We start from the raw sequence: 21,822 nt of genomic DNA, 5'->3' as shown, positions 1-21,822 counted from the left end.
GTTGAGGGGCTGCGGTCCAGAAGATCCCTTCTACGAGCCCCAGCGAACCGAGCGCGAACGCGAAATACCACACGACATGCTGCGGATCAGAAACGGAGAGCCCCTTCCAGGCGAGCAGTGCACTCAGACTCATTCCAAGCATCGCGATACCACGACAACCCCACCGCCGGCCCAGTTTTCGTCCCAGAAAGTCTGTACTGATGCCACCAACCACCATTCCCACGGCCATTGCCAAATGAACCGTCATGGTTGCGTTGCGGCAGTCTTCGACCGGCAGGCTTAATGTCTTTTCGAAGTAAGTCCCAAGCCAGTAGAAGAAGAGGTACATGAAGTAGCTGAGCGCGGCGTAGCTCAATGTCAGCAGGACCAGATTTCGATTTCGAAAGAGATCGAGGAAATCGCGGCTAGTGGAGCGAGTTCGTGGGGACGGCTGATCGGCTAACTTGACCATGTCACGCTCAGCAAAATTGGTCCAGGGGTGATCGATGACACTGTCACTGGAAAGGGCCAGCCAGGCGAGCGAGTATGCAATCATGCCAACGCCGCAAACGACAAATGCTCGCGGCCAGTCGAAATGATCCATCAATTTGCCGAAAACGGGGAAACAGACAGCGATCCCGATCAGTGCTCCCGCCGTGACCAGCCCGTTTGCCGTGGTCCGACTGGAGAGGGGGAGCCACAGGGAAACACTTCGAGCGGCAGCAGGGTGCAGCGGCACACTCATCCCTCCAGCAATCCCGCGAATCATCAGCAGCGGAACGAGCATGCCTGCGATGGGGATGCCGGTCCAGCCGAGAGCCCCCGTCAGTGCGACGCAGGTCCCCATCCCCAACCCCATACCGGCGAGAGCCCAGCGAGGACCGAGACGGTCAATGATCCAGCCCCCTGGCAGCATACTGAGGGTGTAGACCAGCAGAAATGCAGAATAGACCAGGCCCATCTGTTCCATGTCGAGCCCGCCGGGCTTGATGAAACGCTCGGTCCCCGCGACCGAAATGCTCACGCGGTTGAAATGCCCTAGAAAAGTGAATCCCATCAGCATTGCCACGATCAACCAGCGGATTTTTGTGGCTTGCGGTTCGGCAGAATCAGATGACATCGGCGGCAACCAAACAAGAGTGTCAGGGCACATCCATCAACAGATTGTTATCTTATTCTCGGATCTGGATCATCGCGACATATCAAGTCTGTTTTATCAATGAAAACTCAAGGAAAGTCATGTCGAAGCTGGATTTCTCGACCCAGGATTTCGAATTCCGAAGAAACCGAGTCCGCGAAGCAATGGCCTCAGCCGGTCTCGACTGGCTTGTGGTCATCCATCCGGTCTCGATTCACTGGCTGACGGGATCTGATGCGAAGAGCTATCAGGAATTTCAGTGCCTCCTAATTTCTGCCGAACCGGGTGACATTATCGTGCTCACTCGCGAGGGAGAACGGAGTGAATTTCTCGACGACGCTCTTGTCGACCAGATCTGGACGTTCGGGATGCCAGAACCTGAGGATCCCATTCTGCTGTTTGAAAAAGTGGCGAATTCGTTGGGATTGAAGCAGGCACGGGTGGGGATGGAAGTGCCCGCTTACTACCTGCATCCGCACCACTACGTTCGTATGAAGCAGTTCCTGCAGAAGGCCCTGGTCGCGGAACCAACGAACCTGATCCACGACCTCAAACTGGTGAAGTCCGAGGCCGAACTAAAGTACATCCGCGAGGCAAGCCGGATTGCCGACATCGCGATGGATGCCTTTGTGAGGGCCTTGCGGGAAGGGGTTACGGAACTGCAACTGGCAGGTACCGTCTATCAGGCGCTGTTTCAGAACCACAGCGGCATGGCCGCCAGCCCGATCAATCTGGTCTCAGGGCCGCGTGCTGGATTCAGTCACGGAGCTCCCACGGATCGCGTGCTAAAGCGAGGTGACATGGGCAGCATTGAATATGGTGCCATGTTCAAGCGGTACACGTCGACGATTGGAAGGCAATTCTGTCTCGGAACGCCCTCTCCGCGGGCGCAAGAGCTTTACGATGTCGTCCGTCGGGCATCGGACGCCTGTATCGCCGAGATTCGCCACGGGGTTCCTGCGGTCGTTCCACACCTGGCCGCCAAACGGGTCATTGATGACGCGGGTCTGGGGAGGGGACGCGTGCATACGACCGGGTACGGCCTGGCCCCGGGCTTTCCCCCGACATGGGGAGAACCGCTGCATATGCTTGGGGATAGTACTTACACGCTGCAAGCGGGAATGGTGATTACGGTCGAACCTCCGGTCTTCATCGGTGAGGAATTCCTAGGGGCTCGAATCATCGACAACGTGCTCGTAACGCAGAATGGAACCGAACTGTTATCGCGCTTCTCCCGGGATCTGATCGTTATCGATTGAGGCGTGTCGCAGGAAACGATCCGCGTTACAGGAAACGATGTGAAGTGCGCAAGCGGGTGCCGGGAGCGGCAACGTGCACCGCTTCCCTGGCGGGAGGCGAGCGGGTTTCAAACAGCGGAACGGATTTGTATGTTATCGATTGCGTTTCTCTCAGTTCCCTGAGAGATCGAACACGAGCAATCGACGGGGGATCATCGATTTTCGCGGGCGAGCAGGGAACGGCTTATCAGGCTAACCCTGAATGGTGGTACTGTCCGCGCGTTTGTGATTCCTGGCCGCTCGTGACTGAGAAGCGTTCCATGGTTCCGAATTGGGAAGATCGTCGACTATGAAAATCACTCCCCTGGCCTGTCTGCTTGCTGTGGTATGCGGATCTTTCAGCGTCGTGAACGCGGAAGAGTATGTACTCCATTCGTTCCAGAAGTTGCATCTGAACGATCAGTTCTGGGGGGAAGGGGCCAATGTCGGTGACTTCAATCACGATGGGAAGCTCGACGTCGTCAGCGGGCCGTACTGGTATGCAGCGCCTGATTTCAAGGAACGACGGGAAATCTACCCGGCGAAGCAGACCTTCAAACTGCAAAAGGCCGATGGAACAGTCGTCGACGTGCCGGGGTTTGAAGGGGCTCTGGGAAAGAACAATGCCTACTCGGACAACTTCTTCACGTTCACCCATGATTTCAATGGCGATGGTTGGACGGACGTCCTGGTCTACGGATTCCCCGGAGCGGAAGCGACCTGGTACGAGAATCCGAAAGGGGAAAACCGGCACTGGACGCCTCATGTGGTCTTCAAAACCGTGGATAACGAATCTCCCCAGTGGCTTGATGTCGACGGGGATGGCAAGCCAGAAATCCTGAGCGGTGCGACGCTTCCCGTGGAAGGGGATCAGAAAGGGTTTGTGGGCTACACGACCGTCGACTGGTCAGATCCCACCAAGCCGTGGACGTTCCACAAGATTTCGAAACCGGGAAACTGGCAACGCTTCACTCACGGTCTCGGTGCGGGAGACATCAACGGGGACGGACGGACTGATGTGTTCGTCGCGAACGGCTGGTGGGAACAGCCCGCCTCGCTTGCCGGTGATCCGGAATGGGTCTTCCACCCGGTCGCTTTCGGTGGCGGGGGAGCTCAGATGTACGCTTACGATGTGAATGGCGATGGCTTGAACGATGTCATCACCAGCTTGCAGGCCCACGGCTACGGACTCGCCTGGTTCGAACAATATCAGGAAGATGGCGAGATCAAGTTCCGCGAGCATCTGATTATGGGGCATGAACCGACTCAAAACCCCTACGGTCTGAAGTTCTCGCAGGTGCACGCGCTGGACCTCGTCGACATGGACGGGGATGGACTGAAAGATATCGTGACAGGAAAACGGTTCTGGGCTCACGGTCCAGCGGGTGACGCCGAGCCAGAAGCCCCGGCGGTGGTTTACTGGTTCAAGCTGGTCCGCCCCTCGGTCGGACAAGTTTCCTGGGTTCCACAATTTGTCGACGATGATTCGGGTGTGGGGACTCAAGTCCTTGCCACCGATGTCAACGGTGATGGAAAGCCGGATATTGTCGTCGGGAATAAGAAAGGGACCTTTGTCCATTTGCACGAGACAAAACCTGTTTCGAAGGAAGAGTGGGAAAAGGCTCAGCCGAAGGTCTTGTTTGCGAAATGAGCGGCGGAGGTGCTGCGCAGTCGGTGTCGCTTGCCTCAATGACCGGTCGAGCTACACTTCAAACGGGGATTGCCTGAAGAAGTTCGCTGAATAACACCAGGTTGATTGTTGAGGAGGGATCGCTTGATTCCTCGACTGCTCATGTTCCGTCCGGGATGGCTCGCAGTGCTGAGACAGAATTGACCTTATGGATTCTAATGCTTTTTTAGCCGTCGTGCTGTTGATCGTCGGCCTCGCAATCCTCGCTGCGGAAGTCTTCGTCCCCTCTGGCGGACTGCTGGGAGTCGTCACGTTCATCACGCTGGTGATCTCCCTGATCTTCGCCTATCGTGCCTGGGGGACATCAAGTCCGAATCTGTTTGTGGCTTACTGCGCACTGTTGCTCTTGCTTGTTCCGACCGTCATCGGGGTGGGATTTTATATCTTGCCTCAAACTTCATTTGGTCGGCGGGTCTTGCTCGAGGCTCCCACGCCGGAAGAAGTCACGCCGTATCTCGAAGAGTCTGCACATCTGGAGAATCTCGTCGGGCGGTTCGGCATCACAGCCACGCTTCTGAATCCGGGCGGAATTGTGAATGTGTCCGGAGAGCGATTACAGGCGACGTCTGAGGGACTGTCGATCGACAACGGTGTCTCGGTACGAGTGATTGCTGTTGACGGTCGAACTCTGATTGTGCGGCCCGGGGCACCTGAAGAAGTGGCTGCCGAAGAGCTGACAGAACCATTCGACTTATCGAAAGGACTCGATTTTGAATACCCTTCCAGCACTTGATGAAAAAGAGGTTCTGCTTTCTTCATGCAGAGAATTCCTGCCAGCCTGGGAAGCGAAGCCAGTTTCTCGGGGCGATAGACTCCGCTAAGATACGTTGACCCACGTCCACAATTCTGGCGAGCGTGATTCGACGTCAGAAACGTACGAGCTCCACCCATTATCGACCGATGGCCATGTGGCTGTCGTGCTTGACGGATCCGGGGGGAATCTCGCAGCATGTGCTGATGGTCTGGATCGATTCCTTCAACCCAACTGAATGCGGGCACATATGAGTTCACTGATCACCGTTGGCGTCATCGTGATTATTATTATCGCGCTGATCTTCTTCGCCGTGTTCGCACGATTTATCAGCCTCTGGATCCAGTGCTGGATGACGGGGGCGGATATTTCGCTGACCAATCTGGTGATCATGACGATTCGAAAAGTGAATCCAGGAGCCATCGTTCGGGCAAAGATTATCGCTGTCCAGGCGGGACTGACGGATACCTATCAGATCAGCACCCGTGATCTGGAATCTCACTATCTTGCGGGAGGGAATGTCCCCAACGTGATTCGGGCCCTGGTTGCGGCGAAGAAAGCCAATATCGACCTGGACTGGCAAACGGCTCAGGCGATTGATCTGGCGGGACGTAATATTCTGGAGGCCGTGCGGACCAGCGTTTATCCCAAAGTGATCGACTGTCCGGACATCCGAAAGGGACAATCGACGCTGGATGCTGTCGCGGGGGATGGGATCGTGCTGAAGGCTCGTGCCCGAGTCACGGTCCGTACGAACATTCATCAGCTCATCGGTGGGGCGACCGAAGAAACGATCATTGCACGTGTCGGGCAAGGCATCGTTCAAGCGATTGGTTCCACTCCCTCTTACAAGATGGTTTTGGAAAACCCCGAAATGATCTCACAGACGGTACTCAATCAAGGTCTGGAAAAGCAGACCGCCTTTGAGATCGTCTCGATCGACATTGCGGACATCGATGTCGGCGAGAACATTGGTGCAAGGCTGATGGCAGACCAGGCTGAAGCGGATATGCGAGTTGCACAGGCGAAAGCGGAACAACGCCGAGCCGATTTCACAGCCCGTGAACAGGAAATGGTGGCGCAGGTCCAGGAAAGTCGCTCGAAGGTCGTTCTTGCCGAAGCAGAAGTCCCCGTTGCGATTGCGGAGGGCTTCCGGAAGGGGAGTCTGGGGCTGATGGACTACTATGAATTAAAGAATGTGCAAGCCGACACGCAGATGCGAAGTACCATCGCGGGGACCGGAATCAGTAAATAATGTGTACGGAACATTGCCGGTGTGATATCAGTTCATCCTGGGACCGATCGGACGAGACCAGACCCGATTCCGACCGCGTGATGTTATCGATCGCATTCAGGAATATCGTATGATTTTCGCCGCCGGAAATAACATCGACATCTCGCAGATCATCGGGATGTGCGTGCTGGTGATTTCGTTCCTGAGCTGGTTCGTGAACCTGTTTCCGGGAAAAAATCAGCAGAAAGAGCAGCTGCCGAAGGCACCGCGGCCGCAGCAACGAACTGCTCAAAATGAGATTGAAGTCCTGCTGCAGCAATTGACCGGAGAGAAACCAAAGCCAAAACCGCCCCGTCGGGAACAGCCACAGGCATCGCAGGCACCCAAGCCTCCAAAACCACCCCGGGACCGGTCTAAAAATGGCCAGCGCTCAACAAATCAGCGGAATGTTTCCCAGGCACAGCCAAATCCAAAAGGAATTCCGACTCTCTCTTCGGAAATCAGTCAGGGATCGAGCGGCTTTGGACTGGCGACATCGGCCGCGGGGATTGGCGGTCATCCTCACCAGTTGGGCGGTCGCGTCGATGCGGCTGTGAACCGGGATATCAACTCCGCAGTGCAGCATGATCTGGGAAATCAGATTTCTGAAGCACAACCCCGGCAGGCACCGCAGCTTCATCCGCTGGTCAAAGTTTTGCGTGATCCAATCGGAATCCGACAGGCAGTCCTGTTAAATGAGATTCTGCAACGCCCAAAGGGTTTGAAGCGTTGAGCGATATGCGAAGCGAAAGGTGCTTCGCACGTTCTCGACCAACAGCCCTTTTTGGGATTTCGTCCTCCTGAGCACTCTTTCAATGTCAGAAATTGAACCTTCGGTTCTGCTCTTTGCGGGTCCGTTTGCCGTACGCGGCAGTTGTTCTTACTCACTTCGACTCGCCGAACATCTTTCAGCCTACGGACTGCGCAGCACACTCGCCTGTCCGGATGCAGGACGCGTCGAACCCGAGCGGCGCCGCGAGCTTCAGATTCGGGAGTTCTCCCATCTGCAGTTGCCGCTCTGGGGTTGTGTCGTGGTCCGGATGATGCTTCAGCAACTGAAGCTTGATCCGCCCGATCTGATCCATATCCAGTCCCGCAACGTCGCGCACCACGGCATGTGGCTGGCGCGAGAGCTGAAACGTCCCTTTGTTCTGACAATGCATGACTATTTGCAGCCGTGGGAACGGCTGGCAATTGATCGGCGCTGGTGTCGCCGAATTATTGCTGTCAGCGAATCGGTCAAGCGTGACCTGATGAGGCGGACCGGCCTGCCCGATGATCTGATTACTGTGATTCACAGTGGCGTCGATACGAACGAGCGAAAGAATGAATTGAGTGTCCTGGGAACTGACCGCGTCCCTGTTGTCGGTGCTGCCGGGCCGTTGGAGGAAGTGAAAGGTTTTCCCTTTTTCCTCAGTGCGGCGGCGCGAGTGCTGGCCCAGGGCCGTGATGTCGAGTTTGTCATCGCCGGGGCGGGACCGGAAGAGTCGAAGCTTCGCCGTCTGGCGCTGGATCTCAAGATCGATTCCCGCGTGACGTTTGTCCCCAACCTGCTGGAGTTCGGCGAAGCAATCGCTGCGATGGATATTTTCTGTCTGCCGTCGCTCCAGCAAGGAATCGGGACGATTATGCTCGAGGCGATGGCGCTGGGACGCCCCGTCATCGCGACGCGTGTGGGAGGTGTTGATCGAGTCATTCGGAACGATGAGACTGGTTTTCTCGTTCCTCCGTCGAACAGTACGGAGATGGCGGATCGCATTATGGAATTGCTCGACAGTCCCGATAAAGCCCGATCCATCGGACGAGCAGGACGGCTTGAGGTCGAACGCGAATTCAGCGTCAATCAAATGGTGTCACGGACCGCAGAACTCTATCGGGAAATTCTCGACAGAAAGGAACCCGTCGTCGAAACGGAAAGTGCCATTATCCAGCATGCGAGGTAGCGCTGGAATGGGCCCGTTCATGGTGACGCGTGCAGTTGCAGGATGACCCCGTCAAGAAAGTCGGCCAGCCGGTCGGCGGCGATCAGGGCCTTTTCACGGAGCTGCCACATATCCTTGTAACTGCCGGGGCGTTTCAACAGGGCACCCACTACGGCGCCGAATCGCACCGATCCGGTTTCTCCTACCAGACTCAGAATTTCTTTGGGGAGATCCGCAGAGAGGTCATCGCTCACGGCACGCACGGCGAGAAAACGGGTCTTCAGCTCGCGGCACTGCTGGGCGATTCCGTAGGTCTCCATATCGACGGCAATCGCGCCCGTCTTTTCGGCGAGTTCTTGTTTTTCGGCCTTGGTGCGCACCATCTTGTCGACGGTTAACGTTCGACCAACGTAGAGGCCGCGAGCAGGATCTGCTGCGATCCCGATATCAATTCGCAGTGGCTCGTCCTGCAAGTTGGTGACTTCGTTGGCCACGACGATTTGTCCAACCTGCATCTGCGGATAAAGTGCTCCGCAAAACCCCGTGGAAATAATCCAGCGGGGCTGATGTGCCTCCAGAAGTGCCGCTGTGGCCCGTTTCGCCCGCGCAGACCCCATCCCGGATTCCACCATGGCGATGCGAGTCTCTTTATAAAAACCTCCGCGAAAGGTGAATTTCCCCCCGGTGTAAGTTTTCACTTTGGAACACCGACTGAAGAAGTCGCTGAGCTCCATGGGGAGTGCACAGACCAATCCGATTTCAGCCTGTGTCGAATTTGTTTTGACCACCGAATCTGACGTTTTAGCTGTCAATTCAACCTCGCAGGAAGAGTTTTCGTCTTTTGCGTTTCTGGCAGGTGTTTCTTCATCGACAGGAACCCTGCAAAACAGTCTTTAAACGCTCTCGTCAATGTTTTACTCATCGTATCAGCCTCCGCGACCGGTGTCTCAGGTTTGGCTGTACGTTACTTCGGCTAGATTCGCCGCAAGCATGATTCCCCGCGAATCGGAAGGCCGTCTGATGTCGACAATTTCTGTGCGGAAATGAGGACTGCCACTTTTGCCAAGAGGCAGTCGCGTCACACCGATGGCAGCTCTCATTCCCTGTATCCGATATCTTAGTTCAGCTACGAAAGGAAATGGATGCGAAAGCTGCTGATTCTGACAGCCGTTGCAGCAGTCATGATGACGAGTGTCGAAGTCCACGCGGCCGCTCGACGGGTACGTCCGCAAGTCTCGAGCGCACAGAATCCGTTCACTCGATTGATGGAGTTGGAACGCCGCAAGAACGCCTATTTGAAGCAATTGTTCTTCGGCAAATAGACCAGTCACATCCCCGCTGACTCGAACAACAAGCGGATCAGCCCCGTGACAGCCAGTGACAGTAGACTTGGAACCGATTTAACCGGAAGTGGAGGTTGCTAAAACAAACTCTGACATCGGCGGCCAACGGTAAATTCGACGAGTTGTTACGCTGTTGGCTTTGGTCCCTGCAAATGAATGCCGCGTGGCCCGTCCACGCGGCATTTTTGTTGTACATATCTGATTGACGGACGAGATCATTCAGGACTTCGAGATCCCTGAATCCTTTCGCGCCACCACCCCGCAGAATGGTGGGCTGGCAGCCAGGAGCGTCACTCTTCACACGCCGGTAAGGGCATCTCACACTGACGATGCCCTGTCATACTATTGATTTTTGGTTGATTCTCATTGAGGGCGACGTGCGCGAGGCTCATTCAACGTTCGCTTAAAAAAGTGGGCAATCGAGCCCACAGTGAAAGTCGCGTTCCGTGTGACAGCACGGAAGACCAACCGGAGGCGTTGAACCAGTCTCCTCGATCCGTCTCGGCGGGCTTCCCCACTCCGTTCCACGAATTGACTCGTTTCGGGTACAGACCAGATCTGCACATCCGTCGAAATCACGATGTGACATTCGACCCATCAAAGCCGTCTTTGGGCTCTGCGATACGGCGAAGCCATCTCTAACGGTGAGTACGGCTCGCACCGGTGCCCGGTCGAGTCGTACTCACCGGAGTCCCGCGCCTTAGGCCGGAACCGACGACGTGGGTCCTGGCGACTCAAGGGAACTCGAGAATGAATGCCCCGTGCTCAGTTCCGAACATGGAACGTGGTTCTTCGGGACGCCACTCCTTTCTTCCGTGAGTCTTTGCCGGTGACGATGATCGACGGCCGCAACGAATTGACCACATTCGCCAACGGGGAATCGGCTCGATGCACCGCTGTCAAAATCACGAACCGACGGAACGATCGTCATCGCGCGACTGGGGCCGAAGAGAGCCAGATGCGAGCGACGATTTCTGACGAGCTTTTTCTGCACGGATTTGCTCGTGTCTCAATCGTCGCCGCGAGGAAAGCCACTCGATTGAGGGCAATTCGGATTGCGTGATCACTCTGGTGCGAGATGCTTTCGCCCTCCCCCGGTTCACTGAAGAGAGTTTGGGGCACTCCGCTCTCTATGCGGTACCCAAAGCCGGATCGATTGATGCAGTCCACTTGAGCCGTCACGATGCACAAAGAGAGGCACAAAGAACAGGCCCACGCTGCAGCGTTGACTGTATAGCGGGTTCCTCATTGTCGTCTCCTGGCGTGAATTCCGTGGGGATGACCGGACCCAGCGGCGCTGTCCAGGACAGAGGTATCTTGAGATACGGACTCTAATTTGGTCATGGAATGAAAACACGCATGCCAGCTTCGCGGGAAGCCGGCATGCGTGCTGATGGTCGTTCTTGGTTCGAGCTGCGGCTGGCCGTGCGGCTGGCCCTCGATGTCTTCCAAAGAAACGATCGAGGGGAGTCAGTGACTCCCCTCGACTTTTCGCTTAGATCGTTCCGACTGGTCTCAATCAGATTGCGGCCAGTGGACGAGCTATTCTCAAATCAGTTGCAGCAGGTCGTTGCAGGAGCTGCACAGCTTGGTGCACAAGAGGTGACGGCAGGAGCGCCACAGCTTGGAGCACAAGAGGTAACAGCAGGAGCACCGCAGCTAGGAGCAATGTTGCCGCAGCCGGTGTTGCAGCACGAAGCTCGGTGGAGCTTGAACTTTGGCATGCAGAGCTTTGGCAATCGAATGCGATGACGTGGGCGGCAACCGCAGTTGTTAGCGACTGGACCGCAGGTCGAAGCCACTGGTGCACACGAGACAGCGGGAGCTGCACAGGTAGGAGCACAAGAGGTCACGGCTGGAGCACAAGCGGTAGCAGCAGGAGCTGCACAAGCTGGAGCACAAGCAGGAGCGGCACAGCTAGGAGCAGCCGAAACACAAGCGGCGGGAGCAGCACAGCTGGGAACATCGCAGGTATTACAGCTGTTGTGGTGGTGGAACAGGCCAGCTTGAGCACTGTTCAGACTGGCGAAGGCGGCCAGCGCGGCGGAAATCCAAACAAACTTCATTGCATTCTCCAGGTACATCATGGGGCCGAGGGAACGTGTGAACTGAGTCTAAACCAATCCAAACACCGCGTTTGGTTGTTCGCTCAGTTCGAGGGAGCGATTCGCGTCACACCTATATTTTCGACGATTGTGGGATCTTCCTCTCAACCATTTGGAGATCTTTTCTCGCTCTGGCCCGTATCCACGATCAACATGCCAATAAAACCGACTCTGCGGGCAGGCCACCATTCGCTAGACTGATTTCGGACAATTTCGACCCACATTCTTCAAAGTGAGATTGCATTGAGCTTCGTGTGGCACGTGATCATTTCCATAGGTGTATTGGCTGCATCAGTGATGGTTGTGCGAAGCGGAAATGCCATTCGCCAAACGACCTTGGAAACGGCCTGGGGCTGGGCCGTCGCTGCTGTCGTGGCGTGGACCGCGACCTGGTTTACCGTTCAGTGCGCAGGTATCACTTCTGACGCTTTTGCAGATCATGCCTGGTACGCCTGCGCGGTCCTGTCGCTCTGCCCTCCAATGGCGGTTCTGGGATCACGGCGACCGGGAACTCGCGTCTGGATGTGGTTCATTCTGTTCCCCATGCTGATGGCTCTTGCCTGGCCCCTGCTGGCAGTTCGATTGCAAGGATCTGAGCTCAGACAAGTTCAATTAGAGCTTCCTCAACTGCTTGCCTGTTCGTTCGTACTTGTCATGGGGGTGGGAAACTATGTTGGAACCAGGTTCACGTTCGCTGCCCTCCTGTATGGCGCTGCGGTGATCAGCTCTGTGATCTCCATGTCACAAGTGGCACCCTACTGGTTACTCGATCGTCTTCAAGTGAGATTGTGGTGTTCCGCCGCGATGGCTGTGTCGATCGGTTTGAGTCAGCTTTCTCGCCGTCCCACTCACCATTCACGGTTCGATCAGTTATGGGTGGAATTTTTCGATCTGTTCGGAATTGTCTGGGGTCGCCGAATCCAGGATCGAGTGAACCACATTGCTCAAAAGGAATCGTGGCCGGTTCGGCTAGGGTTCGAAGGGTTCGTTCTCGTCGAACCTGTAGCGTCGTCTGACATGGTGCTTCACGGTAGAGGCACACCGACTGGCGGTCCACTTGATCAATTCAGGAGCCGCAGCATTCAAGTGGGGGCGGATCCCGCACTCCTGGAAGCGCGTATTGAGCAGACCTTCCGCTGGCTGCTGCGGCGTTTTGTGGATCCTCCCTGGATCAACAGTCGCCTCGGCGCTGTGGCGACGTCGGTCCCTGCGCGCGAGGAGATCGATTCGTGATGTCATTCTCAATGATCAGTTCCGGTTGATGTCAAATGCAGGCTTGGGGCTCGCACCATCGGGGCGAAGCGAGCGGCAATTAATGGTAAAGAATGATTGATGGATGGCCCCACGAGCGGCACTCATGGAACCACAAAATGAAATCCAATCAGGTGTCTCGTTTTTTGGACGATGCTGGCACGGAGTCTGCTCTTAAGTTCGGTTGCCGTCGGCAGGCGTTGGCCCGCTCTTGTCGATAGGTGTTGAAGGCGTCTCAGGTTAATTCCTGAGGCGCCTTCAGCTCTTTGATGAGGCCGACAAACGCGTCTCCCCTTCACCGCTACTGTTGGGCAAACATCTTTCCCATGCCGCTTTCCCCCCAGGAAAATTCCCTCTCGCGAAGTGGCCCCGAATCAGCCCCCTGATTCACTTTGGGTGGCGTCACGACACGCCGATTGGTAGGCTTGGTCAACGCTCGTGACGTGTCTTTATCTCTTGTTCGATAAGTTGCATTCCTTACTTTTTCCTCAGCAGGATCACTGTCTGATTTCAGGAATGTTCGCCACTACTAGTGACGCCGCCTTGTTTGATGTCCGTTCCCAAGATCACGTCTCGTTGGATTTGGTCAAAGTCTTTTTGCCGAATGCACCAAGATGTCTATGCCGCTGAATGTCGATAGCTTCATCGCCGTGCTGAAGAAAAGCGGCCTGGTAGAAATCGAGCGCGTACAGAAGTTCTTGCGGGAAACCAGGTCTTCTACTTCGCACGCAGAGACCCCTGCGCAGGTGGCTGATCGGCTGGTGGCGGGAAATCTCCTGACGCGATGGCAGGCTGACAAGCTGATCCAGGGGAAGCATCGCGGCTATTTCCTCGGCAAATACAAGCTCTTGTCGTTGCTCGGTAAGGGGGGAATGAGCTCCGTCTACATGGCTGAGCATCTGCTGATGCGACGTCGCTGTGCGATCAAAGTATTGCCTGCCAAGCGAGTTGATGACTCGTCCTATCTGGAGCGATTCTACCGCGAGGCACAGGCCGCAGCCTCGCTGGATCACCCCAATATCGTCCGTGCTTATGATGTTGACCACCAGGACGATGGCGACCGACAGATCCACTTTATTGTCATGGAGTATGTTGACGGCACCAGTCTTCAGGACTTGGTTCCCGCTCAAGGGCTGGGCTCTTTCCTGGATGCTGCCGAGTATGCACGCCAGGCGGCTCTGGGGCTTCAGCACGCGCATGAAAACGGGATGGTTCATCGCGATATCAAGCCCGGTAATCTTCTCGTCGATCGAAATGGAACACTGAGGATTCTCGATCTGGGACTGGCGCGGTTTTTTCGCGTCGACGAAGGAAGCGAAGCGCTCACAATTCGACACGATGAGAAAGTCCTCGGGACCGCTGATTACCTGGCACCTGAACAGGCGATTGATAGTCATGGGGTCGATGCCCGAGCAGATTTATACAGTCTCGGATGCACACTGTATTTCATGGTGACCGGACAGCCCCCCTTCAACGAAGGAACGCTCGCGCAGCGACTACTCGCACACCAGGTGAAATCGCCTCCCGCACTCGAGTCACTGCGGCCCGATCTGCCACCGACACTGGCGGCGATCATTCGCAAACTGATGGCGAAGCAACCGGGGAATCGATTTCTCAATGCGGCGGAGACGGAGCTAACCCTTTTCCGTTGGGTCGATGACAACGCCGATCCGGAATGGCGACGACGTCATGCGTCCGTGTACGGCTCGCGCGCACACGACTCGAATATGAACGTCAGGATTCCGTCGGCCAAGACATCCCCGCTTGCCGAGCAGAGGCCACTCTCTGAGCTTGTGACTCCCCTGCCCGTTCTTCCCACAGTGGTCAGTACCTCGCGATCTACGACCGAAGAGCGGATGGGGCGTACCTCAGAGAGCGGTGGCGGACAAGAGTCCGCGCTGGCGGATTTTCTCTCATCGCTTGATCATTCAACGATCAGCGAGGTGAACTCCGATAAGTCAATGCACAAAACAAGTTCACGAGGCCTCCCGACGACTTCGTTCAAAAGTTCTGCGTCATCGATTCAGCCCGCACGATCCGCGACGTCCACAAACTCAGATCCGGCTCCAGCGAGTTTCGATGCCGAAACGCCGATTGCCCCTGTGGAACTGCATTCCAGTTCGGCAAACAATCCGTCTCAACAAAATTCGCGTAGCGCAACAGCGGCCCGGTTCGGTAGGCGAAAGTTTGATTCACTGCTGATTGTCGGATCGCTACTGGGCATATCGGTCCTGGGGGTTTTGTTTTCATACCTGGGGAGTAATGGTGGCGCGGACGTCAGAAAGGACTCATCACCAGCAAAGTCGCTGGAATTTCCCAAGGACAAGCGAGTTGTCCGGGTCGGTGGAAAAGACGCTGATTTTCAGAGCATTCGTGAAGCCCTGATCGCCGTCCGCGAGCGGTACCGGCCGGCCTTGGGAAGTTCTCATCGACTTGTGATCAAGGTCAGCGCTGGCACTTATAATGAACGAATCCACATGGATGGTCGGGCGGGAGTCTGGCCAGAGGGGATCCAAATTGTCGGTGAAGGGAACGTACGACTGGCGCCGTTGGGTGATGAACCCGTGATTCGACTTTCTAACCTCACTCGTTTCACCATTGAGCATGTTGAGGTGGATGCGGATGACAAGAGGGTTGCTATCCAGCTCAGCGACGATCTGCACGAATGCCGATTGACGGATGTGACGGTAGGCGGCTTCGCCGAGGCCGGTATCGACTGCGTCGGAGTTCAGGGGCTCGGTTTCGGCGACGGCCAACTGACTTTCGAACGGCTTCGATTCAATCCTGCCAGTTCGAGTGCAATGGGGATCCGCATCCTCAAATCAAACGAACAAGATGTCAGCAATCTCGTCATTCGCAGTTGCGAGTTTATGCGGGCCCTTGATGCGGCGATTGTCATTCAGGGAGGTTCACCTTATCGGGTCTCCGTCTGTGAATCCATTTTCTACGAGTTGAATGACGGGATTCGGGTCGATGGCGCGCCGGTGCTGCGGGGGATCCGAATCTTCAATAACACGTTCCGTGATATCAACCACGCGATTTGTTTCCGCGACTTGCCTGATGAGCGTTCCTCTGAACTGAGTCTGCGGAGAAATCTTTTTTCAAAGATCCGGAAGTCTGAATGTCAGATTGAGCGAGGATTTGACGAAGCCCGGTTCCGTTCGATGCTGGCCATCAGTCCGCCAGGTATTCAGGATAACTGGTCAGATCGACCCAAACCGACAATGCCCGAACCCGGAGAACTTCCGTTTCTCTTTGAAAATGGGGGCCGTCAGGGGGAACAGATGCTCACTTTCACCTCGGTCGACCCCGAGCGGTCCCGTTTTCTCGCCCCTGCCCCGAACAGTCCTCAAAAAGACGTTCCCGGAGCGCAAGGTGATGAGAAGAAATGGGTTGGAGCACTAGGTTTGGATTAGGCATCAAAATTGTCTGATCGTTAAACTCAAGCAATCTCCGACCAGGCCGCGTCATTTCCCCGGCGGCACGAAAATTTTTCCTGAAGAATCGGTCCGGGGTCCCGTGCGGGCCCCGCGGCGGGACGATTTGAGGGGTGTCGCAACTCACCGAGGGGGCGCAGGTTACGCTTCGAGCCAAAATTTCTGCCCGAGGGTAGACACCGTCGCAACCAGGTAGCGCCGCTCTAAATGGTTTCCACATTGAGGCTTAAACGCGGTACTTGCCTGAGGTTTCCTCTCCGCCGTACGATACGTTCGACAACGTAATGGCCACCGGTCGTAATGGCTGGTGTGCGAAGTGACCGACACTCGCTTGAAAATCCAAGGGCCGACAAGCGGGCCGGTGTGACGTAGGTGTTGAAGGAACGGGTACAAAATGCCGTCGCGAATTTCAAAATCACATCATCAACAGCGATCCCTGCGAGGAGCGATTCATTCCCGTGGTGCGCGAGCAGTCCGCCCCAATGCCGCCTATCGGCAACGTAGCCGTACTGACCATCTTTCGACTCACTTCAGTGCACCCGAAACCTGGTACGAACCACAGCAGCGTTCAACAATCGACTTCGTCGAGGAAGCCCCAGGAGCAGGATACTTCCACCCCGTCACTGTCGATGAAATTCGTGAGCGACTCGCCCAGCTTCCTTCAACATTCACAGAGGGAATTGAAGTGGTCCAGTTGAGCGGTATGACTCGAAAACGGCGCCTCTTTCCCTTGTACGGAATGCAGTGGGGACCCAACGTCTATCTTTATCCGGTGGAAGAGAGTCTCGTCGAATCGTACCTCAACCCACCCCGTCCGGATCAGCTTGTTGAGGCACGCATGTTCGGTGCCCAGTGGTCGCAGTCAGGCCATGAGTGGAAACTGACCTGGACACGTGAGACGATTCGAGACTTTTATCTCAACAACGTCCTGATTCACGAAGTGGGGCACGTTAACGACACCCGCAATACGAATTCACACAAGCGGGAACAATATGCCATCTGGTTTGCCACCGAATATGGCTACCGGGCTTCTCGTGGCCGGTCTCGCTTCGGCAAGGCAAAGTAATCGAACCAACTCGGGCCGAAGTGGATGAGGGTCAGAGGTCGATTCGCATCGATCTTGCATTGGCCGATCGCAGCAGGGCGACTTCGCGGTTTGCCCGCCAATGAAAAAACCCCAGCACTTGCTGGGGTCGGTAACCGATTGCAAAATCGCATTTGGTTAAGTGGCGGGGGCAGGATTTGAACCTACGACCTCGAGGTTATGAGCCTCGCGAGCTACCGGGCTGCTCCACCCCGCGTCAGGGTGTCTTGGCGACAAGCGGAGTATAGCCGTCAGAACTGAGAAGGGAAGTCCACCCTTCTCAGTTTTTTCAACTTCTACTGAGATTGTGGTGAGAACCCGCTGAAATCTCGACGCAAGCGGCAAAGTGGCGTGCGAAAATCCGCTCATTCCGCTCGCGAGGGACCAGGTACGATTTATTTAGCGTTCATAATTTCAATTCTTTTCAGCGATTCCCAGGAAAGTTTTTCCCTCTCAGGGATCTCAATCTGAACGGAACTGCGATGCGGGAGTTCAAACTGGGTCTCATCGATCTCTTCTTCCGTCACAAGTTCCTCGGCTTCGTCCAGAAGCTCGGGCAGATCATCCGCCCCCGAGGCGGGTATGACGATCACGGCTGGCGATTGAGCATGTGCGACGGTGGTGGTAACCGGGGGCTCGATACGAGCCACTGTTCGAGGGCCGGTCGGGGTCTTAGCCAATGCCGAAGCAGATTGTGACGGCAGGATTGCAGGTGCGGGAGGAATATCCGCCGGATCCACCTGACGAACCTGCGCCACGGCGTTGCTGGTTTGTGGGGCGGGCTGCAACTTCTTCGGTGGCTGAGGCTCGGGGATGGGTTTCAGCCGCACAGGAACATTGGACAGTTCCGGACTGCGAGCGGCGATGACCGGAGGGTCCTGCTTGATTGCTTCGGGGGCAGGTAACTTGATTGGTGCCGTCTGTTTTGTGGGGTCTACGGGAGCGGCAGCAACCTGCACTGCAGATTCGGCAGCGATCTCAGCCATTCGCATGGATTTATGACCCGCACCTTTGTCCCCGCGGGCAATTTGTACTGCTGCGAGGTTCCGCAATGCATCGTGCTCTGCATTAAACTGTCGGAATGTTGCCAGACTTCCCTCGTCGTCTTCCATCCAGGCTCGCACGACGGCAAGGTTGTATGCCGCAGTGCGGTTCGATGAATCCGCACTGGTCGCCCTTGCGAGGTACTCTTCTGATTTGGCGTATTCTTTCTTCAAGAATGCCAGATGACCAATATCTGCCAGAATCTTCGAATCATCCGGCTTGAGTTCGAGTGCCTTGTTGTAGAAGACTTCGGCCTCGTTGTGCAGATTCATTTTGACGTAGAGCAGTCCAAGCCGGTGAGCGCATTCCGCGTTATCCGGATTGGCTTGATGAATGCGGGTGTACAGTTTTCTTGCTTCGCTCAGATGGCCGCGCGCTTCTTCCCGCTGAGCGACCAGCATCTGCTGGGCCATCGCCTTCTGAGGGTCATGCAGAGCCTCTTGCTGCGGAGCGTCAACCCGCAATGGATGAGTGGCACATCCGTTGCCGAGGAACGGCGCCAGGACCAGCGCGACATTCAACGTCCTTCGGAATAACCGTCTCATGGAATTATCCTGCCACAAACTTTTCAAAGGACTTGTACTTCCATTTCCGCCTCGAACCGCTGCATCGATCCCGTTCATCCCGGAAAGACATCGTGGAGCGAGTGTTCGCGTTGGCGGAAACAGACCTCACTTGCGGGTGCAATTGCAAGTTCCTCAAAAGTATCGGTTGCAGGGGTCATTTTGCTTGGGTTTACTTTAATGTTTGGTTCGCTTCGGTGGAAAATGCCGTGCGCAGCGCATTTGTCAGCACGGAACGATGGGCAAACTGGACGGACTGACACATCACACATCCGGTCGTGCGGACGTTTTGGCCGATTACAACTGTTTGCCCGGCGCAGGATTGACAGGTATCATCCTGTAAAACTTTCTGAATCCGGCCAGGCACCTTGAGTTTGGCTCATGGCGGTGTGCAACTGATATTGAGGTCAAACAATGATGGTCAATGTCGTGCAACAGATCGACCGGTCCTTCTGCCGTCGTCGATCATCGATTTACCCCCCTTCCAGGCAGTCGATTTTGAGCACGATCAAATCCTTATGCGTTTCAACGCGTGACCTGGTTCGCGTAGGGCTTCTGCTGAGTGTTTTTTCCCTGGTGATCACGACGGCGGCAGGGCTCGAAGCCGCCGATCCGGGACTTGACGACTACAACGTGGCGGTCGGACTCTACAAACAAAGCCGCTGGAATCAGGCCGCCGATCAGTTTCGCAAGTTTCTGAAGAACTACGAAAAGCACGAAAAGGCTAGTCTTGCCCGGCTCTACCTGGGGCGTACCCTGGTCAACTCAAAAGACTTTCGAGCCGCTCGAGACGAGTTTCGCAAATACGTTTCGGAGAATCGCCAGAACGCGAATGTCAGTGAAGCGCGCTATCGTATCGGTGAGTGCAGTTATCTGCTGGATGATTACGCCGCTGCCAAGACCGATCTGGACAGCTTCGTCCGTGATTTTCCAGAGGATCCCCTGCGCGAATACGCCCTGCCCTATCTGGCTGATTCCCAACTTCGAACCAACGACGCCACGGGGGCTCTGAAGACCTTTGAGACGGCGATTGAGAAATTCCCGGCAGGTAGTCTGATTGATGACTGTAAGCTGGGAAAGGCCCGTGCGCTGGACAGCCTTAAGCGACACGACGAGGCTGTCCAGCTCTTTCAGGAGCTCGCGGCGAACAAAGAAGGTGCCCGCGGCGCGGATGCTCAGTTTTACCTGGGGGCAAGTTACTTTGAACGCGAAAAATTTGCAGAGGCCGCCACGGCTTATGCCGCCGTGGGAACGAATTTTCCACAGAGTCACCTCGTCCCCGCTGCTCAACTCAATGCGGGGTATGCTCTGTATCGCTCTGGTCAATTCGCAGAAGCCGTGCAGCAGTTTCAGTCGGCCGCCAAAGACAAGTCGCAGCAGCCGACGGCGGGATATTGGGAAGGCCGCAGCCTCAAGTCTCTGGGTGAATACGAAAAGGCGCTCGAAAGCCTGCGGACGGCGGCGAGCTTCGCCCAAAAACATCCTCTCGCAGAGTCAATCCTGTTTGAGCAGGCATTGTGCGAGCGGTACCTGCAGCATCCCGCTGAGGCCCGTCAATTTTTTGAACAGGTGGTGACGACCTACCCGACTGGGGATCTTGCCGACGACAGCATGCACGCACTGATTGAGATGTCGATCGAGTCGGGGGAGCTTGCCACAGCAGAACAGTTGCTCGCGCGATTCCCCAAAGAGTTTCCTTTAAGTGGTCTGCGTCTGCATATGGAAATGCTGTCGGGCCGACTGGACTTGGCGCGCGCGGGCCAGGGTCTCAAGGAAAAGCTGCCGACCGCGGAAATCAACGTGTTCTATGATGCGGCCAGCCGACGTTTCGAACGTGTGATGAAAGAAAGCACGTTGCCCAAGACGCAGGGGCACGCCCGCTATTACCTCGCGCTGACAAAGCAGCTTCAGGGGAATCAGGATCAAGCACTCGAACTGATCGCACCACTTGTCGAGAAGGCCCTCGCGGATGGCGAGAAAGGTGATTTTTCCGATGCCATCGTCCTGCAGGCGGATAGCCTGTTCCAGCAGCAGAAGTTCGAACCAGCCTTGCAATCCGCAGCGAAGTATCTGGAAATGCTGCCCAAGGGTCGTCAATCGGCCCGAGCCCTTTCCCTTCAAGCTCTCTCTGCAGAACGGAAAGGGGAACCGGACATCGCGACCCTGGCCTTGGCACGGCTTGAGAAAGATTTTCCGAGTCACCCCCTGACGCTCGTTACGCTTCAGCAGATGGCCGAACTGGCGGAATCGAGGGGTGACTGGGTGACCGCCGGACGGCTATTCGAATCAAGCCTGCAGTTCGAGACCGATCCTGAAAAGAAGGCCTATGCGGTTCGAGGGATCGCTCTTGCACAGTACGAACGGGGTGAGTTTGAAAAAGCTGCAGCCACCTTCGGACGCGTGATCAGTGAATTTCCGAATCACAAGCTTGAGATGGAATGTGCTTACTACCAGGCAGAATCTCTCAGACGTGCGGATCAACTCGAAGCATCGTTAAAGCTGTTTCAAAAAATCTTCGAAAGCGCAGTGCTGGATCAGATCCCGGCCACCGGTGCCGAACTCGAACCTCCACTGGAATTCTCGTACAAGGCTGGCCTGCAGGCGGCCCGCATCCTCAGTAAATTGAATAAACTCGACGAAGCCGATGCCGCGTACGGGGAACTCCTGAAACGGTTTCCTCAACCCGCCGATCTTGATAAGCGACTTGATGAATGGGCCATCTTCAATTATCGCCACGAAAAATTTGAGCGGTCCGATGCGATCTGGCGAAGACTCGTCGCCGAGACTCCGCAAAGCCCCCTGGTCAACAGCGCCCGCCTGAGCCTGGCGGAAAGTGATTTATTCGCCGGGAAGTTTGAAGAAGCACGACAGGCATTTGAGGAACTGGCGGGAAGTGATCAGAGTACTGCGGATATCAAGGAGCAGGCGCTCTTTCAACTGGTCGTGCTGGCAGTCGACCGACAAC

General features: G+C 55.8%; 14 protein-coding genes and 1 tRNA gene. 11 read left to right on the top strand and 4 right to left on the bottom strand.

The annotated features are described in order from the left end of the window. Positions 1 to 1,099 (bottom strand): MFS transporter (locus tag VGE80_RS15015; protein ID WP_440593224.1); only part of this gene is annotated, 1,099 nt, incomplete at its 3' end. A 119-nt stretch (positions 1,100 to 1,218) separates the two neighbouring features. Here VGE80_RS15015 and VGE80_RS15010 point away from each other — a divergent pair. The 6 genes from VGE80_RS15010 (at position 1,219) to VGE80_RS14985 (ending at position 8,051) form a co-directional block, all read left to right on the top strand. Next, on the top strand, positions 1,219 to 2,376 hold the full coding sequence (locus VGE80_RS15010) for a M24 family metallopeptidase (protein WP_440593223.1): 1,158 nt from the start codon (positions 1,219 to 1,221) through the stop codon (positions 2,374 to 2,376). 328 nt (positions 2,377 to 2,704) lie between these two features. After that, positions 2,705 to 4,045: an FG-GAP repeat domain-containing protein gene (locus VGE80_RS15005; RefSeq protein ID WP_373652058.1), complete on the top strand. Its 1,341-nt coding sequence runs from the start codon at positions 2,705 to 2,707 to the stop codon at positions 4,043 to 4,045. A 187-nt stretch (positions 4,046 to 4,232) separates the two neighbouring features. Further along, positions 4,233 to 4,817 (top strand): NfeD family protein, encoded by a 585-nt coding sequence (locus VGE80_RS15000; RefSeq protein ID WP_373652057.1) that lies wholly within the window; start codon positions 4,233 to 4,235, stop codon positions 4,815 to 4,817. Between the two features lie 268 nt (positions 4,818 to 5,085). Further along, positions 5,086 to 6,090: a flotillin-like protein FloA gene (gene floA / locus VGE80_RS14995; protein WP_373652056.1), complete on the top strand. Its 1,005-nt coding sequence runs from the start codon at positions 5,086 to 5,088 to the stop codon at positions 6,088 to 6,090. Positions 6,091 to 6,199: 109 nt separating this feature from the next. Further along, positions 6,200 to 6,841 (top strand): hypothetical protein, encoded by a 642-nt coding sequence (locus VGE80_RS14990; RefSeq protein WP_440593222.1) that lies wholly within the window; start codon positions 6,200 to 6,202, stop codon positions 6,839 to 6,841. An 82-nt stretch (positions 6,842 to 6,923) separates the two neighbouring features. Continuing rightward, the gene (locus VGE80_RS14985) at positions 6,924 to 8,051 is read left to right on the top strand and encodes a glycosyltransferase family 4 protein (RefSeq protein WP_440593221.1); all 1,128 of its coding nucleotides are present in this window, start codon (positions 6,924 to 6,926) and stop codon (positions 8,049 to 8,051) included. 17 nt (positions 8,052 to 8,068) lie between these two features. Here the strand turns inward: VGE80_RS14985 and VGE80_RS14980 are convergent, their stop codons facing one another. Beyond that, positions 8,069 to 8,842, bottom strand: a complete 774-nt coding sequence (locus VGE80_RS14980; RefSeq protein ID WP_440593220.1) for a phosphorylase family protein — start codon at positions 8,840 to 8,842, stop codon at positions 8,069 to 8,071. Positions 8,843 to 9,172: 330 nt separating this feature from the next. On the opposite strand from VGE80_RS14980, the gene VGE80_RS14975 reads away from it, so the two are divergent. The 4 genes from VGE80_RS14975 to VGE80_RS14960 all read left to right on the top strand — a co-directional run bounded on the left by VGE80_RS14975 (position 9,173) and on the right by VGE80_RS14960 (position 17,232). Further along, positions 9,173 to 9,352: a hypothetical protein gene (locus VGE80_RS14975; protein WP_373652053.1), complete on the top strand. Its 180-nt coding sequence runs from the start codon at positions 9,173 to 9,175 to the stop codon at positions 9,350 to 9,352. Between the two features lie 2,423 nt (positions 9,353 to 11,775). Next, positions 11,776 to 12,711 carry a hypothetical protein gene (locus VGE80_RS14970; protein ID WP_440593219.1) on the top strand — a complete coding sequence of 312 codons (936 nt, stop codon included), beginning with the start codon at positions 11,776 to 11,778 and terminating at the stop codon, positions 12,709 to 12,711. 632 nt (positions 12,712 to 13,343) lie between these two features. Then, positions 13,344 to 16,145 (top strand): protein kinase domain-containing protein, encoded by a 2,802-nt coding sequence (locus VGE80_RS14965; RefSeq protein ID WP_440593218.1) that lies wholly within the window; start codon positions 13,344 to 13,346, stop codon positions 16,143 to 16,145. Positions 16,146 to 16,560: 415 nt separating this feature from the next. After that, positions 16,561 to 17,232, top strand: coding sequence for a hypothetical protein (locus VGE80_RS14960; RefSeq protein WP_373652050.1), 672 nt, complete (start codon positions 16,561 to 16,563; stop codon positions 17,230 to 17,232). A 161-nt stretch (positions 17,233 to 17,393) separates the two neighbouring features. Here VGE80_RS14960 and VGE80_RS14955 read toward each other — a convergent pair. Both VGE80_RS14955 and VGE80_RS14950 read right to left on the bottom strand, forming a co-directional pair. Continuing rightward, a tRNA-Met gene (locus tag VGE80_RS14955) sits at positions 17,394 to 17,467 on the bottom strand. Between the two features lie 178 nt (positions 17,468 to 17,645). Then, a complete protein-coding gene (locus VGE80_RS14950; RefSeq protein WP_373652049.1) occupies positions 17,646 to 18,839 on the bottom strand; it encodes a tetratricopeptide repeat protein in 1,194 nt (397 codons plus the stop codon). 516 nt (positions 18,840 to 19,355) lie between these two features. Here VGE80_RS14950 and VGE80_RS14945 point away from each other — a divergent pair. Beyond that, the coding region (locus VGE80_RS14945; RefSeq protein ID WP_440593217.1) for a tetratricopeptide repeat protein at positions 19,356 to 21,822 on the top strand (2,467 nt) is incomplete at its 3' end.

The organism is Schlesneria sp. (assembly GCF_036405755.1).
GTDB lineage: Bacteria > Planctomycetota > Planctomycetia > Planctomycetales > Planctomycetaceae > Schlesneria > Schlesneria sphaerica.
Note: the sequence above shows the minus strand (reverse complement) of the source record. Positions and strands in the feature narration are given on the sequence as shown.

Coding starts and splice junctions, on each gene's coding strand:
- VGE80_RS15010 (WP_440593223.1), top strand. CDS start 1,219: ATGTCGAAGCTGGATTTCTCGACCCAGGATTTCGAATTCCGAAGAAAC.
- VGE80_RS15005 (WP_373652058.1), top strand. CDS start 2,705: ATGAAAATCACTCCCCTGGCCTGTCTGCTTGCTGTGGTATGCGGATCT.
- VGE80_RS15000 (WP_373652057.1), top strand. CDS start 4,233: ATGGATTCTAATGCTTTTTTAGCCGTCGTGCTGTTGATCGTCGGCCTC.
- floA (WP_373652056.1), top strand. CDS start 5,086: ATGAGTTCACTGATCACCGTTGGCGTCATCGTGATTATTATTATCGCG.
- VGE80_RS14990 (WP_440593222.1), top strand. CDS start 6,200: ATGATTTTCGCCGCCGGAAATAACATCGACATCTCGCAGATCATCGGG.
- VGE80_RS14985 (WP_440593221.1), top strand. CDS start 6,924: ATGTCAGAAATTGAACCTTCGGTTCTGCTCTTTGCGGGTCCGTTTGCC.
- VGE80_RS14975 (WP_373652053.1), top strand. CDS start 9,173: ATGCGAAAGCTGCTGATTCTGACAGCCGTTGCAGCAGTCATGATGACG.
- VGE80_RS14970 (WP_440593219.1), top strand. CDS start 11,776: ATGGTTGTGCGAAGCGGAAATGCCATTCGCCAAACGACCTTGGAAACG.
- VGE80_RS14965 (WP_440593218.1), top strand. CDS start 13,344: ATGTCTATGCCGCTGAATGTCGATAGCTTCATCGCCGTGCTGAAGAAA.
- VGE80_RS14960 (WP_373652050.1), top strand. CDS start 16,561: ATGCCGTCGCGAATTTCAAAATCACATCATCAACAGCGATCCCTGCGA.
- VGE80_RS14950 (WP_373652049.1), bottom strand. CDS start 18,839: ATGAGACGGTTATTCCGAAGGACGTTGAATGTCGCGCTGGTCCTGGCG.